This window comes from Marinomonas communis (assembly GCF_004363305.1).
In the GTDB taxonomy this organism is placed as follows: domain Bacteria; phylum Pseudomonadota; class Gammaproteobacteria; order Pseudomonadales; family Marinomonadaceae; genus Marinomonas; species Marinomonas communis.
The window spans coordinates 823,315-837,872 of record NZ_SNZA01000001.1 but is presented as its reverse complement, the minus strand read 5'-3'; the positions used below and the strand labels follow the sequence as shown (position 1 = coordinate 837,872).

Here is a 14,558-nt window from a genome sequence, read left to right as displayed (position 1 = left end):
ATTGAGTTGATACAATAATCGGGGACATAGTCCCCGATTATTAATACTAATGTCCGTTTATGGAATTAGTTAGATTTAACAGCTTTTACAGACGCTTGAACGTGATCGATCCATTGTGAATCAACTTCACCTTTCAACCATTCGATAACAGCTGGTTGAGCAGCCGCTTGGAACTTAGCCAATTGCTCTGATGTTGGCGTTGTAATTTCCATGCCGTTTTCAGCCAAAGATTTTAAGCCTTTAGCCGAGTTAAATTGTTGAATGGCGCGACCTAGTGTACCGGCAACTTTTGCGGCACGTGCAACGATTTCTTGGTCAGCTTGGTCTAATGACTGGTAAATGTCTTCGTTGATCAAGAAGAAGTCAGTACCGTAAACGTGTCCGTCTAAGGTTAGGTATTTTTGGAATTCGTAGAATTTGTTAGCGTCGATAACACTCACTGGGTTTTCTTGACCGTCTACTACGCCAGTTGTTAATGCAGATGGTACTTCTGGCCATGCGATAGGTGTTGGCTCAGCCCCCATTGCTTTAACCATCTCTACATATAGAGGTAGAGTCATAACGCGGATCTTCAAACCTTCAAGATCTGCAGGCTCTGCGACTGGGCGTTTAGAGTTGGTGAAGTTACGGAAGCCTGTTTCGCCGTAAGCAAGTGTACGAAGGCCAGTTTGCTCTAAACAATGCTCAGACAAGGCTTTACCAAACTCACCGTCCAGTACTTCCCAAGCAACAGGTGCAGATGGGAATAGGTAAGGGATCTCAAGAACAGAGGCTTCTTTACACACCTTAGCAAAGGCACCAGAAACCATTGTCATGCTAATCATGCCTTCTTGAGCAGATTGAACAAGATCCGTCTCGCCACCTAGCTGACCAGAAGGATAAACATTTACTTCAATGCGACCGCCTGATTCGGCTTCTACTAGATTTTTAAAGACTTCTGTTGCCGCGCCTTTTTTAGAAGAAGTCCACTCTTGAGGGTCTACGTGACCAATCGTTAGAGTGATATCTGCCGCTGAGGCAACACTTGCCATACCTGCAGTTGCTAAACCTAGCATCAGTTTTTTCGCAAATTTCATAAATTGTCTCCAAGTTAGGGCGAGGCCCATCATCTTTATATTTCTTGTAATACATTGACGCACTCAAACGAGTTTAACCATCGCATTGGACTTTCAAACTATAGCTCGTAATTTGAAACTAGCCGTCACAATTTGGCGATAGAACGTTTAGGAGTGTTCTACGACTCTGCTATCGAATTAGAACGGTTCAAAAATGAACGAAAATGAATGTATTTAGAAATGAATTTTTGCGTCATCTAATATGACGAAATGGAATGTATGCTTTTTGAAAATTTTAAAATGGGTAAAACTATATTTAAATCATATGGTTAAGGTTTTATCGCGCTATTTTTTTCTGATCTTTTATCCATAATAAAATAGCGCTATTCAGAAAATAAAATTTCATTCATAAAATGAAATTCAACGCGTTCTCAAAAACTAATACCTGCCTCGTCAAATCGAAATAGATTATGTGTGTCTACTTAGCTTTGAGAAAGTCGCCATAATTCATCTTTCTTAAGCGAGTGAGATCTGACAAATCCTTTGTAATAGCGCTTCGTGAGACATATCGTGATAGCTATTTCCATTTGCGTATACACTGAAAGGAGAGTGATAACCTTTGCTCGTTAAGGTGTTGCAGATGTGTTTGATGTCATCATGAAAGTAGCCATCACCTGGTAATAGGCGCTTGCTGCGATCTGCGTCGATCAGTTCTTCTAGTGAATCAATTAATGTGACCGCTAGGTCAGAGCATTGCACGATAAAAATCTTATCAACCGGCAACGTCTCCAGTACGTCTAAGTTCTCTGCGTCACAAATAAATAAGAAAGTGTCTAAGGCAAGGCCAAAGTTAGGGCTGTTGACCGCAGCAATGATGTCCTGGGCAGACTCGTAGCTTCCAATATATGGTGACCACGGCAAGACTTTTAAAGCGATATTGATATTGTACGGTAACGCCATGTTAGCCAATATGCGCAGATCATTGATGATCTTTTTCTGATCAATGTCTTTTGATCGAATCGTTGGCGCTGTAACCACTAAGGTTTTACAGTTTAGGCGTTTAGAAGCACGAATATAGGTACGTGCCATTTCCGTATCGTACTCGTGAATATGATTGGTGTTTCCACCGTATTCTCTAAGCCCTGATGCACTGTTAAACGAAATGTTGTAGCGGTTGGACAAGTCAACAAGGTTTTCTAAGCTGCGGGCATCCGCTTTAACATCGGTATGCGTCAAGTCGACATGGGTAATGCCGTACTCAGTGAATAGGGTGAAAATGTGCTCAAGGTTGCCGTTAAACAGATTCGCAGAGATCGACAAGCGCATAGTTTATCCCTCGATCAAAAACGCAGAGTTTTCAAGACTTGGTAGTGACTGTGATTGGCTATCCTTAGAACGCTCCACACTTAATACATTGACGTAGTCACAACGTTCACTGTTGTCTGCATCTTCAGTGAAACGAATTTGGAATCCATCTAACAGTTCGACTGAGTTCTTGTTTTCTTCAAGACCAAGTAAACGTTGTAACCATAGGGTTAAAGCATGGGCGCGCTGTTTTTCAACCGTAAAGTTGACCGCTGTGAAGCGTTCGATCATGGATGTACTGGCTTCAGGTTCATCCAGCTCAACAAAGTCGATATCGTAAACACTTAAATTTTCCCGAGGTTGATCAATGAAGTAGAGAGATGTTCCTCCCACACCTTCTATGCCTGGAATGTTGATTTCCATCGGACCTGAATGATTTGACTTATCCCAGCCACCTAATTCGATCGCATTATGGTAGACATCAGCAGCTTGATGACAGCGTAGGGCAATGGCATAGATCGAAACTCCGAGCTCGTTGAAATAGGCTTCTGCAGTGAGGTCATCTGATGCATTGACGATGATCTTGGTGTGGCCTTGTTGAAATAAATAGACCTGCTTTCTTCTGTGCTTTGACGTCAGTGTGAATCCAAGCTGATTAAGATAAGAACGGATGTAATCCATATCTTGAGCCACGATCTCGATAAATTCTAAACCGAGTACAGATGGCTTTACATCAAGAGTGTGAGCAGTCATATCATCGACCCCGAAATATCATCTTTATAATGCTGTTATGTATATCTATAACACTATAGTTGATTGGCTGGTCAGGCAATGAAAAACAGCTGTTTCAGCATGATGATTTGTGCAAGCATAAGCCGCTAAAAATTATGTATTTGCGTTGGTTTTGCACTGATTAACTGAGTATTAATTGTGTGGATGGGGAGATAAAAAAATGCCGGCGCTAGGCCGGCATTGCAAACACGAACTCAACTAGTTCGTTTTGGAGCGCAGTAGATTGGGTTTAATCCATCGAGTCCAAATAGGGCTCTGAGAAACCAAAATAAAGACGATAGCGAACAGCAATACTGTCGATAGAGGGCTGCTCAATAGGTTGCTAAATAGATCGGTTAGACTGCCGCGTTCTGACAAAATCGCGCGACGCCAGTTTTCATCGGTCAAACTACTTAGGATCACACCAAGAATAACAGGCCCAACAGGGAAGCCATATTGGCGCATGAAGTAACCAAACACACCAAATGCCAGCATCCACCAAATATCAATTACAGAGTTATTGATGGCGTAAGCACCTACCACTGACAATAGGAAAATCAATGGGATCAGGATGCCTTTTGGGCATTCGACGATTTTAGAAAACAGCTTGATACCTGTTAAACCGAAAATCAGAACGAAGATGTTAGCAAGGGTCAGGTTGCCCACGGTAAACCAGAACATATGAGGCTGTTCTACCATTAATAGTGGGCCAGGGTTCAATCCATGAATAAACAACGCACCGATAAACACAGCGGTTACTGCATCACCTGGAATCCCAAGTGTCAGCATCGGGATATAAGCGCCACCTACCGCAGCATTGTTGGCGGCCTCCGGAGCGATCAGGCCTTCTTTCGCCCCTTTACCGAACTCAACTTCAGGCTTTTTGGTAATACGCTTAGCATGGTCATAAGCCATTAAAGCCGCAATGTCACCGCCAGTGCCTGGTAAAGCGCCGACGATTACGCCAATGAATGAAGACTGCAGACTCAATGGTAGGTATTTCTTAACATCCATCCATTTTGGGATGATGCGTGAGATCTTCTGCTTCACAACCGCTTTGTTCATATGGTGCAGTTGATGCAATGCTTCTGAAATACCAAACAATCCAATCATCACGGCAACAGGGTTAATACCATCCCAAAGCTCAACGACGCCAAAGGTAAAGCGTTCTTCAGCGGTCATTGGGTCAAGGCCAACCGTACCGATTAGAAGACCAAAAGCACCGGCAAAAATACCTTTTGCCAAGCTGCCGCCAGACAACGAACCGACCAGCATGATGCCTAGAATCCCCAGCATCATGTAATCACGTGGTTGGAAAGTTAGGGCGAATTCACTGATACTGGGCGCTGCGATTGAAAGAACAAAAATACCGACAAAGCCACCTACAACCGACATGATAGTTGAGAGACCGATGGCTTCACCTGCTAAACCTTTTTTCGCCAGCGGGTAGCCATCTAATGCAGTCGCTATGGCGGAAGGTGCGCCAGGAATATTTAGCAAGATAGCCGTTCGTGAACCACCGTAAACACCCCCCATGAATACGCCAACCATCAAACATAAAGCGTAGTTAACGTCCCATGAAAAGGTGAATGAAATCAGAATAGACACCGCCATGGTGACGGATAGGCCGGGAATAGCGCCTACATAAATGCCTAAAAACGTACCAAGAGCTGTTAGTCCTAATAACTCTGGCGATAGCCAAGAAATGGCAAAATAAGATAAAGCATCCATCTATTAGCCCCTCCAGAATTGTTCAATGGCAGCAAGGATTTCACGCTCTGGCACAATGCCTTCGGGTAAAACCACTTGGAAAACTAAACGGAAAATAATGTACACCACCACAAGAGACAACACGGTAATAGTCAGGGTTGTCAGCACGCTTTTTTGGTATAGGAACTGAATTCCAACAAATAAAAAGAAGAAGCTCGAGAGAATAAAACCAAGGCTTTCAAGCATGATTGCAAAGATCAGAATCAATGCCATCACAATCCCAACAATGGGTGGGAAGCAGTGGTAGAAAAAGCGAACACCTTCCGCTTCAGGAAGCTTTAATGTATTAACAAACACGACACAGGCGGCAATCACCATGGTAGCGGATGTGGCTAACGGAAAGGCGCCAGGAGAACTGAGTTCACTGAAGCCTGAAATACCGTAGGCTTGCCAAAAAAGATACACGCTGAAAACGACCAGTAAAAAGCAAAACACTCTTTCACCTGGGCGACGATAGACAGTGCGAGGCATGATAACTCCTCAAAAAGACAAAGCAAAAGGGCTGGGTGCACGGAGCACCCGCCCTAGTCGAAACGCTGTTATGGTTTTGGAATATTGAACTCTTCAGGTGAGCGCTTGCTGAAGCCAGCTTCGTGCACTAACCAAGAAGAAGTAGAGCGGTAACCACTTAGGAACATGTCTGCTTCTTCACCACTTACGTTTAGGATGGTGAAGCCACGTTTTTCCATTAGGTCAATGAAGTCTGGGCTGAACGCAGCTTTATGGAAGGCAGCTTGAAGTTTTTCAACTGCGTCTTCTGGCGTGCCTTTTTTCACGAATACACCGAAGAATGGGCCCCAAGGTAGGTAAGCTTTCATGCCTGGTAGTGTGTCAGTAATTGGCGCAACACCAGGAAGCAATTTACTTTCCTCTACATCAACAACACCTAATGCTTTCATACGGCCTGCTTTTAGGTGTTCAACTGTTGCACCTAGTACAGATGGCATCACATCAATAGCGCCACCTTGTAGAGCTGTCAAGGCTGGACCGTCACCATTGTATGGGATGCTGGTGTAATCAAGGTCAACTTGTGATTCAAGCATTGCCATCACGATAGACGTCAATCCACCTTTACCAGTAGAGCCGAATTTCACTTTGCCTGGGTTGGCTTTCGCGTAGTCGATAAGCTCTTGCATGTTGTTGTAAGGCGCGTCTTTCTGCGCAACAAAGATTGGCGTACCACGGGCCAGAATGTTGATTGCAACCATGTCGTTGTAATCAGTATCAGATAAGCCCAGTACTTTATACATTTGTGGGTTTTCTGCTCCCATTAGAAGGGTATAGCCATCTGGCTTTTTCGCATTTACATATTTCAGTGCGATGGCACCTACACCACCAGTCTTATTAGTAAGGATGATGTCAGTGCCAAGCTCTTTCTCAACATGTGGAGAAATGGATCGCATGACTGTGTCAGTTGAACCACCCGCTCCCCATTGGATGATGCCTTGGATGTCCTTAGTTGGGTAATCCGCAAAGGCTGCGCCTGACATTAATGCAATACCTGCAACAGTACTTAGTAAGCGTTTTTTCATTTTTATAGTCCCCGCTATTATTTTTGTAAATTCTAGTTGGTTTAACAGACGTCTATGCGTCGTAAATAAAGTTAGGTTTGTTGCTCAACCCTGGGTAGAGAGTTTGTTTAAGGGGGCTATCCGTTTGATGACTTCACTTAAGTCGATGATCACATTGTGTGTGAAACGGTTTTAGCGTGCCTTAAATTCGTGAACACCTCAAAAATGAATTAAAAAGAGCCAATTGAGAAATGAAATTTTAAGGTTTTAAGTATGCGAAAAAAGAATATAAAAAGGACGGTTAACTTTTCTCTATAAAATAAAGCCATTTAAAACAGTTATTTATGTGTTTTGTTGGTTGTTTTGACAATGTGTTTTATCGATTGAATATCGTTCTGTTATTAATTAAAAAAACGGCCATTAGAAAAATAGAGTGCCTGGCTATCTCAAAATGCAATACAGATAGCTTGAAAATGAAATGGTCAAAATGCGCTTGCCTACTAATATTCTAAGATTAGTTGGCGAGCCGGCTCGTAACATTATTATCTGCTTTAAGATCAATGTGTTTTCTGGACGCTTCATACATCCAATAAAAATAGAGATAAGTAAGAGAGCAGTAGCATGATTATAGATTGCCATGGTCACTACACAACCACACCACCTGCCGTTGGCGAATACCGTGATAAGCAAAAAGCGTTGGTAGCAAAAGACCCACTAGCAAAGGGTGAAAAAGGTACTATCCACGTTACTGATGATGAAATTCGTGAAAGTATCATTAATAACCAACTACGTTTACAGCAAGAGCGTGGCACGGACTTAACGATTTTCTCTCCACGTGCAAGCTGGATGGGGCACCATGTTGGAAATGAATACACCAGCCAATACTGGACTGAGCACCAGAACGATTTGATCCGCCGAGTTTGTGATCTGTTCCCAGAAAACTTTGTTCCAGTGGCTCAGCTGCCTCAATCTCCAGGTGTTGATCCTGCGAAATCTGTTCCTGAAATTATTCGTACCGTAGAGGAAATGGGGTTCATTGGTATCAACCTTAACCCGGATCCATCTGGTGGTCATTGGGATGGCGCTCGTCTGTCTGATCGCTCTTTTTATCCAATTTATGAAAAGATGTGTGAGTACGACATTCCAGCGATGATTCACGTATCTGCGGCTTGTAACTCTTGTTTTGATACGACTGGCTCTCACTACCTAGGTGCAGATACGACTGGTTTCCAACAGTTAATGATGTCTGACGTATTCAAAGACTTCCCAGATTTGAAGATCATCATCCCTCATGGTGGTGGCGCAGTACCTTACCACTGGGGGCGCTTCCGTGGTCTTGCACTAGACAAAGGCTTTGATCTAGAAGAGCGTGTGTTGAATAACATTTACTTCGATACGTGTGTTTATCACCAACGTGGTATTGATCTGTTGCTAGACATTATCCCGACTAAGAACATCTTGTTTGCATCGGAAATGATTGGTGCGGTACGTGGTATTGATCCAGAAACCGGTCATTACTTTGATGACACGAAACGATACATCGATAACAACACTGTTCTAACAGCGGAACAGAAACAAGACATCTTCGAGAACAATACTCGTCGTGTTTTCAGCCGTCTAAAAGTTTAAGGAATGAGTCATGCGAGAGAATGTTGTAGTTCAAAACATTGAACGTGCCGATCAGGCAGTCATTGACGGTTTGGCAGAATGTGGCGTGGCGACGATCCACGAAGCTCAAGGTCGCGTTGGCCTGTTGGCTCATTACATGCGTCCGATTCAGCAAGACATAGCCGTAGCAGGCTCTGCGATCACTATTTCTGGTGCCGCGGGTGATAACTGGATGATGCACGTTGCGATTGAGCAATGTAAAGCCGGTGACATTTTGGTCTTTGCGCCAACATCACCTTCATACCATGGTTTCTTTGGTGACTTGCTAGCGACGTCAGCGCAAGCGCGTGGCGTAGTTGGTTTAGTGATCGATGGCGGTGTGCGTGACACGCGTGACCTTCGTCAAATGAACTTCCCGGTTTGGTCTAAAGCGGTTTGTGCCGAAGGTACTATCAAAGAAACGCTTGGTTCAGTAAATGTCACCATCGTTTGTGCGGATCAATTGATCAATGCTGGTGATGTTGTGGTTGCAGACGATGACGGTGTGGTAGTTGTTCGCCGTGAGAAAGCGGCTGAGGTTCTAGAGCTTGCCCGTAAGCGTATGGACAACGAAGAAGCAAAACGTGTTCGTCTAGAAAACGGTGAGCTAGGCCTAGATATTTACGACATGCGCCCACGCCTAGAAGAAAAAGGCCTGAAGTATGTCTAAGGGCATCGAATGCATGTGGATGCGCGGAGGTACGTCGAAAGGGGCGTACTTCCTTGCGGATGCTTTGCCAAGTGATGAGCAAGCGCGTGCGGATATCCTGCTACGCGTAATGGGATCGCCCGATGCGCGTCAAATTGACGGCATGGGTGGTGCCGATCCTTTAACCTCTAAAGTCGCGGTGGTTAGTAAATCTGATCGTGATGATGCTGATGTTGAGTACTTATTTCTACAGGTTTTTGTAGACCAAGCCATTGTGACGGATGCGCAAAACTGCGGCAATATTCTTGCTGGAGTTGGCCCGTTTGCAATCGAACGTGGTTTAGTTGATCCCGTAGAAGGTGAAACGGAAGTGCGCATTTTTATGTGTAATACCGGCCAAATCTCTGTTGCGCGAGTGCAAGTGCAAGACAAAGAGGTGGTCTACGAAGGTGATGCTCGCATTGATGGCGTGCCTGGCTTCTCTGCCCCGGTTCCAATTACCTTTAAAGACACAGCAGGCTCTAGCTGCGGTGCTTTGCTACCCACGGGTAATGCAGTGGATGTCATTGATGGCATCGAGTTAACCATGATCGATAACGGCATGCCATGTGTGGTGATGCGTGCAGAAGACATGGGCATAACAGGACAAGAGACTCGTGAAGAGCTGGAGGCCAATGAGGTACTTCGTGCCAAACTTGAGTCTATTCGTTTGCAAGCTGGCCCTTTGATGAACCTTGGTGATGTCAAAGAAAAGTCTGTGCCTAAGATGACCATGGTGTCCGCACCCTCTAATGGTGGTGCAATCTCTACTCGTACGTTCATTCCCCATCGCTGTCATGCATCGATAGGGGTGTTAGGGGCAGTGAGTGTGGCAACGGCTGCGGTGTTAAAAGGTTCGCCAGCCAATGCGTTGGCAACGTATGATGCAGCATCACGTATGACGCTCGATGTTGAGCATCCGACAGGTTGTATGACCGTTGTACTGGACCAAGATGAGCAGGGCGATGTTAGCTCAGCGGCATTATTGCGTACGGCACGAAAGTTGTTTGATGGCAAAGTATTTGTACATAAGAACGGCTTGTAAACCGTTCTTTTAACAAGAATTAAATAGGTATTAAAAGATGGACAAAGATTATCTTCCATTTCATCCCAACCCAAGTAAGCCTGCTTACAAAGCACCTGAAGGGGCTGTGGATGCACATTGTCACGTATTTGGTCCAGCTGATCAGTTCCCATACCACCCAAAGCGTAAGTACACGCCATGCGATGCCTCTAAGGATCAATTGTTTGCGTTACGTGATCATCTAGGTTTCTCTCGTAATGTCATTGTTCAGGCATCCTGCCATAGTACTGATAATGCCGCTTTAATCGATGCACTAAACACTGCTGGCGAGTTAGCACGTGGTGTGGCATTCATTGATGACTCGTTTACTCTTGAGCAATTAAAAGAGTTTCATGACGCTGGCGTGCGTGGTGTTCGCTTTAACTTTGTTAAACGCTTGGTTGATAGCACGCCAAAAGAAGTGTTTTTATCCATTGCTGAAAAAGTGAAGCAACTGGACTGGCACATCGTTGTGTACTTTGAAGCGCCCGATCTTGAAGAGCTGATCCCTTTCTTAAAAGAATTGGGTACAACGATTGTCGTTGATCACATGGGACGCCCGGATGTTGCGAAAGGCGTTGACCATCCAGACTTCCAGCGCTTTGTGAATTTCATGGCTGAAAACGACAATGTTTGGTGTAAGGTTAGCTGCCCAGAGCGTCTAACGCTTCAAGCACCTGATTACTCAGATGTTGTACCATTCGCTAAAACCTTAGTTGAGCAATTCCCTGATCGTGTTCTTTGGGGAACTGACTGGCCGCATCCAAATATGAAATCACATGTGCCAGATGATGGTCATTTGGTTGATGTAATTCCTAAAATTGCAACGACTGAAGCACTTCAGCAGAAACTTTTAGTCGATAACCCAATGAAGCTTTATTGGGCTAAGTAAAACGATAAAAATAATGAGGTCACCCTATGGCGACTAACGAAAAACGCGAATTTCCAGGAACGTATCTTTTTAATGGCGAAATGGCCAAAAAAGGATATGGGCTAAATAAAATGTGCTTCTCTTTTAATAATCAAGAAGCACGTGATGAGTTTAATGCTGATCCTGATGCATACTGTGAAAAGTATAAGCTGACAGATGTTCAGAAACAGGCAATTAAAGATAAAGATATTATTGCTTTATTAAGAGAAGGCGGCAGCATTTACTACTTGGCTAAATTCGCGGGACTTCTGAAACTTAATATGCAAGATATCGGTGCTTTGCAAACAGGCATGAGTGTTGATGAGTTCAAAGCTATGCTTGAGAAAAACGGTCGAGGAGAAGTGTAATGGCTAAAATTATCGGTGGTGTGACCACTTCTCATATTCCAGCGATTGCGAATGCAATGGCAAATGGCCTAGAAGAAACGCCGTATTGGAAACCATTTTTTGATGGTTATCCGCCAGTACGAGATTGGCTTAATGAACAAAAGCCAGATGTCATCATCCTTTTCTACAATGATCATGGTTTAGAGTTCTTCATTGATAAGAAGCCAACCTTTGCTATGGGTGTGGCTGATGAATATTACAACTCTGATGAAGGTTGGGGCATTCCGACTATTCCACCCGTGACAGGTGAGTCTGAGTTGTCTTGGCATATTGCCAACAGTCTGGTTGAAGATGGTTTTGATATGACGATTTGCCAGGAAATGAAGGTAGATCATGGTCTTACAGTACCTCTAAACCTGATGTGGCCAGGTCACAACTACGGTCATGTAAAGGTGATTCCTGTTTGTATTAACTGTGAACAACACCCGATGCCTCAGCCAAAACGTACCTTGGCATTAGGTCAAGCAATCGGTCGTGCGGTCGAATCTTTCGAAGACGACCTAAAAGTTGTCGTGTTCGGTACAGGTGGTATGTCGCATCAATTAGATGGCGAGCGAGCTGGCTTTATTAACCGCGCATTCGATATTGAATGCTTAGATAAATTGGTTTCTGATCCTGAATCCCTAACACAGTATTCCAACTACGATCTTGTGGAATTGGGTGGGGCTCAGGCTGTCGAGCTTAATATGCTGATTGCTATGCGTGGCGCTTTATTAGGTGAAGTTACCGAATTACACCGTAATTATCATGCGCCAATTTCTAATACTGGATCGGGTTTGATGTTATTGGAAAATAAATAATCTATTAAAATGATTATTTTAAAAGCCACCTGTGGGTGGCTTTTTTATTATATAAAGTATAACTTTTTTTGAATGTTCCTTCCTGTAAAAGCAATATGTACTCGCCTTTTAAATAGATGTAAGTCAAATTTCTTATTCTCAGTTCAATTTATACTCACTTTTATGAATTGTTATTCAATAAGAATAAATTGCAGAGGTGAGAAATGGCTAGTCAAGACAGTATTCCCGGAACAATAATGTTAGATGGTCCTATGGCGACTAAGGGCTACCCCTTAAATAAGATGTGCTACTCATTCAACAATGCATCCGCTCGAGATGAGTTTAGAGCAGATGAGGAAGCCTATTACGAAAAGTTCAAACTAACCGAAGAGCAAAAGCAGGCGATGCGTCAGCGCGATGTTATTGGCATGCTCGAAGCGGGCGGCAGCATCTATTACCTAGCTAAGTTTGCCGGCATTCTGGGTTTAAATGTTCAGGATGTGGGCGGATTACAAACTGGCATGACCACAGATGAATTTAAAGCGTTCTTAGTTAAGCAAGGGGAAGTGTAATGGCAAATTTACTTGGTGGTATCGCAACGTCTCATATACCGGCTATCGGCGTGGCAATGGATAAAGGTCTTGAAGAAACGCCATATTGGAAAGATTTCTTTGATGCTTATCCTCCAGTACGCGACTGGCTTTACACGCAAGAACCGGATATCGCTATTATTTTCTACAACGACCATGGTCTTGAATTCTTCCACGATCGTAAGCCTACATTTGCTATCGGAGCGTCAGAGCTTTATGAAAATGCCGACGAAGGTTGGGGGATTGCAGAAATTCCACCCGTAACAGGTGAGACTGAGCTATCTTGGCACATTGTGAATCATTTAATTGAACATGATTTTGACATTACGGTATGCCAAGAAATGAAGGTTGATCATGGCTTAACTGTGCCGCTGACTTTGATGTGGCCAGGCCATAAGTACGGCCATATCAAAGTGATTCCTGTGGCGATTAATTGTGAGCGTCACCCGATGCCCAAACCGAGCCGTTGTTATGCATTTGGTCAAGCCATTGGTGATGCGGTGCGATCGTTCGCCGGCGATCAAAAAGTGGTGGTCATGGGGACTGGAGGTCTGTCACATCAGTTAGATGGCCAACGTGCGGGCTACATTAACAAACCCTTTGATCTTTATTGCATGGATAAGATTGTCAATGAACCAGAGTTATTAACACAGTTTAGCAATTATGAGCTGGTTGAAAAAGCAGGGGCACAAGGTGTCGAGTTAAACATGTGGCTAGCCATGCGTGGGGCATTGGAAAATGAGGGTGCTTTGAAGGAGCTACACCGTAGTTACCATCTGCCAATTTCCAATACAGGTGCCGGATTACAGCTGCTTGCAACTGACAGCGCTCGATAACCTATCTATAATTTTTCGACATACATAACGGTCGAACTTATCATAATCATGAAGGCGTACTTAGTGTACGCTTTCATCACTTCTATAAAATTCTGTACGACACTATTTTGTACGGATGAGTGACAGTGAATACATGTCCTTTTGGGATATGTGACGCATTCAAAGGTAACGTATATGCAATATATTGGTCTTATTGGGCAGAGTATTTCTGCTTCCCGTTCTCCATCACTTCACAACATGCTAGGTGAGCTTAAGCAGCTACCTGTAAGCTACGAGCTCCAGGAACTGGATAGCTCTGCTGTGGAGGCGTTTACAGAGCGTTTATCTCTCATCCGTGAGAAGGGGTTTATCGGAACGAACGTTACTTTTCCGTTTAAGCAGATTGCTGTGGACAGTGCAGACGAAGTCAATGACTCCGTAAAAAAGGTTGGATCGACCAATACGTTGCTGCTTAAGGATGGCAAAGTCTGTGCATTTAATACTGACTACACGGGCTTTATCCGTGGCTATCGCACACGTTTAGCAGATCAGGCTGCTGGTAAGGTATTGATGATTGGTGCAGGTGGCGTTGGGCGCGCTGTTGCCTTTGGCTTGTTTGAAGTCGGTGCGACAGAGCTGTTTATCACGGATTTGAATGTTGCTGGAGCTGAGGCGCTGGCCCAGTCTCTAAACGATGCTGGCTACAAAGCAACAGTGATTGCTGCAGATGAAGTGGCTGATATTGCTAAGGGTGTTGATGGTCTGGTTAACTGCACACCAGTTGGCCATTACAAAACCCCAGGAAACCCATTAGCCGCTTCAGCATTTGGCGGTCAGAAGTGGGCTTTCGATGCGGTATACACACCACTTGATACCGAGTTTCTAAAAGCAGCGAACGCTGCTGGACTAACGATTGTGTCAGGTTTTGATCTGTTCTTTTATCAGGCTCTGGATGCGTTTGAAATTTTCACGGGCGTTCAGGTTGATGATGTGACACCTGTGTGGAATCAGTTCCGTGAAAAATATGACGTTGTCAGCGATTTGATTTAATACCGTTCTTTGGTGGTTTTAACGCAGCTTAGGCTGCGTTTTTTTATGCTATGTATTCCTTTTTAGACTATATATAAGTTTCGAATTTCATTCGATTCAGTTCTATGCGCTAAGCTAAGATTAAGCTCATAAAGCTTAGTTTTAAGTAGAACTTTTTGACTATCTTTATATATTAAAAACAATATATAAAAAGGGGG

General features: G+C 44.0%; 15 protein-coding genes. 9 read left to right on the top strand and 6 right to left on the bottom strand.

The window, feature by feature from the left end:
• Positions 1-65: 65 nt before the first annotated feature.
• The 6 genes from C8D85_RS04025 to C8D85_RS04000 form a co-directional block, all read right to left on the bottom strand.
• Positions 66-1,076 carry a DctP family TRAP transporter solute-binding subunit gene (locus C8D85_RS04025; RefSeq protein ID WP_133560062.1) on the bottom strand — a complete coding sequence of 337 codons (1,011 nt, stop codon included), beginning with the start codon at positions 1,074-1,076 and terminating at the stop codon, positions 66-68.
• 495 nt (positions 1,077-1,571) lie between these two features.
• Positions 1,572-2,381 carry a sugar phosphate isomerase/epimerase family protein gene (locus C8D85_RS04020; protein WP_133560061.1) on the bottom strand — a complete coding sequence of 270 codons (810 nt, stop codon included), beginning with the start codon at positions 2,379-2,381 and terminating at the stop codon, positions 1,572-1,574.
• A 3-nt stretch (positions 2,382-2,384) separates the two neighbouring features.
• On the bottom strand, positions 2,385-3,113 hold the full coding sequence (locus C8D85_RS04015; RefSeq protein ID WP_133560060.1) for a VOC family protein: 729 nt from the start codon (positions 3,111-3,113) through the stop codon (positions 2,385-2,387).
• 237 nt (positions 3,114-3,350) lie between these two features.
• Positions 3,351-4,862 (bottom strand): tripartite tricarboxylate transporter permease, encoded by a 1,512-nt coding sequence (locus C8D85_RS04010; protein WP_133560059.1) that lies wholly within the window; start codon positions 4,860-4,862, stop codon positions 3,351-3,353.
• A 3-nt stretch (positions 4,863-4,865) separates the two neighbouring features.
• A complete protein-coding gene (locus C8D85_RS04005; protein ID WP_133560058.1) occupies positions 4,866-5,372 on the bottom strand; it encodes a tripartite tricarboxylate transporter TctB family protein in 507 nt (168 codons plus the stop codon).
• A 68-nt stretch (positions 5,373-5,440) separates the two neighbouring features.
• Entirely contained in the window at positions 5,441-6,433 is a 993-nt protein-coding gene (locus C8D85_RS04000) for a tripartite tricarboxylate transporter substrate binding protein (RefSeq protein WP_133560057.1), read from the bottom strand.
• A gap of 600 nt (positions 6,434-7,033) precedes the next feature.
• Here C8D85_RS04000 and C8D85_RS03995 point away from each other — a divergent pair.
• The 9 genes from C8D85_RS03995 to C8D85_RS03955 all read left to right on the top strand — a co-directional run bounded on the left by C8D85_RS03995 (position 7,034) and on the right by C8D85_RS03955 (position 14,361).
• Entirely contained in the window at positions 7,034-8,041 is a 1,008-nt protein-coding gene (locus C8D85_RS03995) for an amidohydrolase family protein (RefSeq protein ID WP_133560056.1), read from the top strand.
• 10 nt (positions 8,042-8,051) lie between these two features.
• Positions 8,052-8,729 (top strand): 4-carboxy-4-hydroxy-2-oxoadipate aldolase/oxaloacetate decarboxylase, encoded by a 678-nt coding sequence (locus C8D85_RS03990; RefSeq protein WP_133560055.1) that lies wholly within the window; start codon positions 8,052-8,054, stop codon positions 8,727-8,729.
• The gene (locus C8D85_RS03985) at positions 8,722-9,792 is read left to right on the top strand and encodes a 4-oxalomesaconate tautomerase (protein ID WP_133560054.1); all 1,071 of its coding nucleotides are present in this window, start codon (positions 8,722-8,724) and stop codon (positions 9,790-9,792) included. Before C8D85_RS03990 ends, C8D85_RS03985 begins: the two co-directional genes overlap by 8 nt.
• Positions 9,793-9,829: 37 nt before the next feature.
• Positions 9,830-10,702, top strand: a complete 873-nt coding sequence (locus C8D85_RS03980; protein ID WP_133560053.1) for an amidohydrolase family protein — start codon at positions 9,830-9,832, stop codon at positions 10,700-10,702.
• A gap of 26 nt (positions 10,703-10,728) precedes the next feature.
• A complete protein-coding gene (locus C8D85_RS03975) occupies positions 10,729-11,088 on the top strand; it encodes a protocatechuate 4,5-dioxygenase subunit alpha (protein WP_133560052.1) in 360 nt (119 codons plus the stop codon).
• Positions 11,088-11,927: a class III extradiol dioxygenase family protein gene (locus C8D85_RS03970; protein ID WP_133560051.1), complete on the top strand. Its 840-nt coding sequence runs from the start codon at positions 11,088-11,090 to the stop codon at positions 11,925-11,927. Before C8D85_RS03975 ends, C8D85_RS03970 begins: the two co-directional genes overlap by 1 nt.
• Positions 11,928-12,130: 203 nt before the next feature.
• On the top strand, positions 12,131-12,478 hold the full coding sequence (locus tag C8D85_RS03965; protein ID WP_133560050.1) for a protocatechuate 4,5-dioxygenase subunit alpha: 348 nt from the start codon (positions 12,131-12,133) through the stop codon (positions 12,476-12,478).
• The gene (locus C8D85_RS03960) at positions 12,478-13,332 is read left to right on the top strand and encodes a class III extradiol dioxygenase family protein (protein ID WP_133560049.1); all 855 of its coding nucleotides are present in this window, start codon (positions 12,478-12,480) and stop codon (positions 13,330-13,332) included. Before C8D85_RS03965 ends, C8D85_RS03960 begins: the two co-directional genes overlap by 1 nt.
• A gap of 174 nt (positions 13,333-13,506) precedes the next feature.
• Positions 13,507-14,361 carry a shikimate dehydrogenase family protein gene (locus C8D85_RS03955; protein WP_133560048.1) on the top strand — a complete coding sequence of 285 codons (855 nt, stop codon included), beginning with the start codon at positions 13,507-13,509 and terminating at the stop codon, positions 14,359-14,361.
• Positions 14,362-14,558 lie beyond the last annotated feature (197 nt).

Excerpts from the sequence above, each read along its gene's own strand:
- C8D85_RS04025 (WP_133560062.1), bottom strand. The coding sequence starts at position 1,076 with ATGAAATTTGCGAAAAAACTGATGCTAGGTTTAGCAACTGCAGGTATG.
- C8D85_RS04020 (WP_133560061.1), bottom strand. The coding sequence starts at position 2,381 with ATGCGCTTGTCGATCTCTGCGAATCTGTTTAACGGCAACCTTGAGCAC.
- C8D85_RS04015 (WP_133560060.1), bottom strand. The coding sequence starts at position 3,113 with ATGACTGCTCACACTCTTGATGTAAAGCCATCTGTACTCGGTTTAGAA.
- C8D85_RS04010 (WP_133560059.1), bottom strand. The coding sequence starts at position 4,862 with ATGGATGCTTTATCTTATTTTGCCATTTCTTGGCTATCGCCAGAGTTA.
- C8D85_RS04005 (WP_133560058.1), bottom strand. The coding sequence starts at position 5,372 with ATGCCTCGCACTGTCTATCGTCGCCCAGGTGAAAGAGTGTTTTGCTTT.
- C8D85_RS04000 (WP_133560057.1), bottom strand. The coding sequence starts at position 6,433 with ATGAAAAAACGCTTACTAAGTACTGTTGCAGGTATTGCATTAATGTCA.
- C8D85_RS03995 (WP_133560056.1), top strand. The coding sequence starts at position 7,034 with ATGATTATAGATTGCCATGGTCACTACACAACCACACCACCTGCCGTT.
- C8D85_RS03990 (WP_133560055.1), top strand. The coding sequence starts at position 8,052 with ATGCGAGAGAATGTTGTAGTTCAAAACATTGAACGTGCCGATCAGGCA.
- C8D85_RS03985 (WP_133560054.1), top strand. The coding sequence starts at position 8,722 with ATGTCTAAGGGCATCGAATGCATGTGGATGCGCGGAGGTACGTCGAAA.
- C8D85_RS03980 (WP_133560053.1), top strand. The coding sequence starts at position 9,830 with ATGGACAAAGATTATCTTCCATTTCATCCCAACCCAAGTAAGCCTGCT.
- C8D85_RS03975 (WP_133560052.1), top strand. The coding sequence starts at position 10,729 with ATGGCGACTAACGAAAAACGCGAATTTCCAGGAACGTATCTTTTTAAT.
- C8D85_RS03970 (WP_133560051.1), top strand. The coding sequence starts at position 11,088 with ATGGCTAAAATTATCGGTGGTGTGACCACTTCTCATATTCCAGCGATT.
- C8D85_RS03965 (WP_133560050.1), top strand. The coding sequence starts at position 12,131 with ATGGCTAGTCAAGACAGTATTCCCGGAACAATAATGTTAGATGGTCCT.
- C8D85_RS03960 (WP_133560049.1), top strand. The coding sequence starts at position 12,478 with ATGGCAAATTTACTTGGTGGTATCGCAACGTCTCATATACCGGCTATC.
- C8D85_RS03955 (WP_133560048.1), top strand. The coding sequence starts at position 13,507 with ATGCAATATATTGGTCTTATTGGGCAGAGTATTTCTGCTTCCCGTTCT.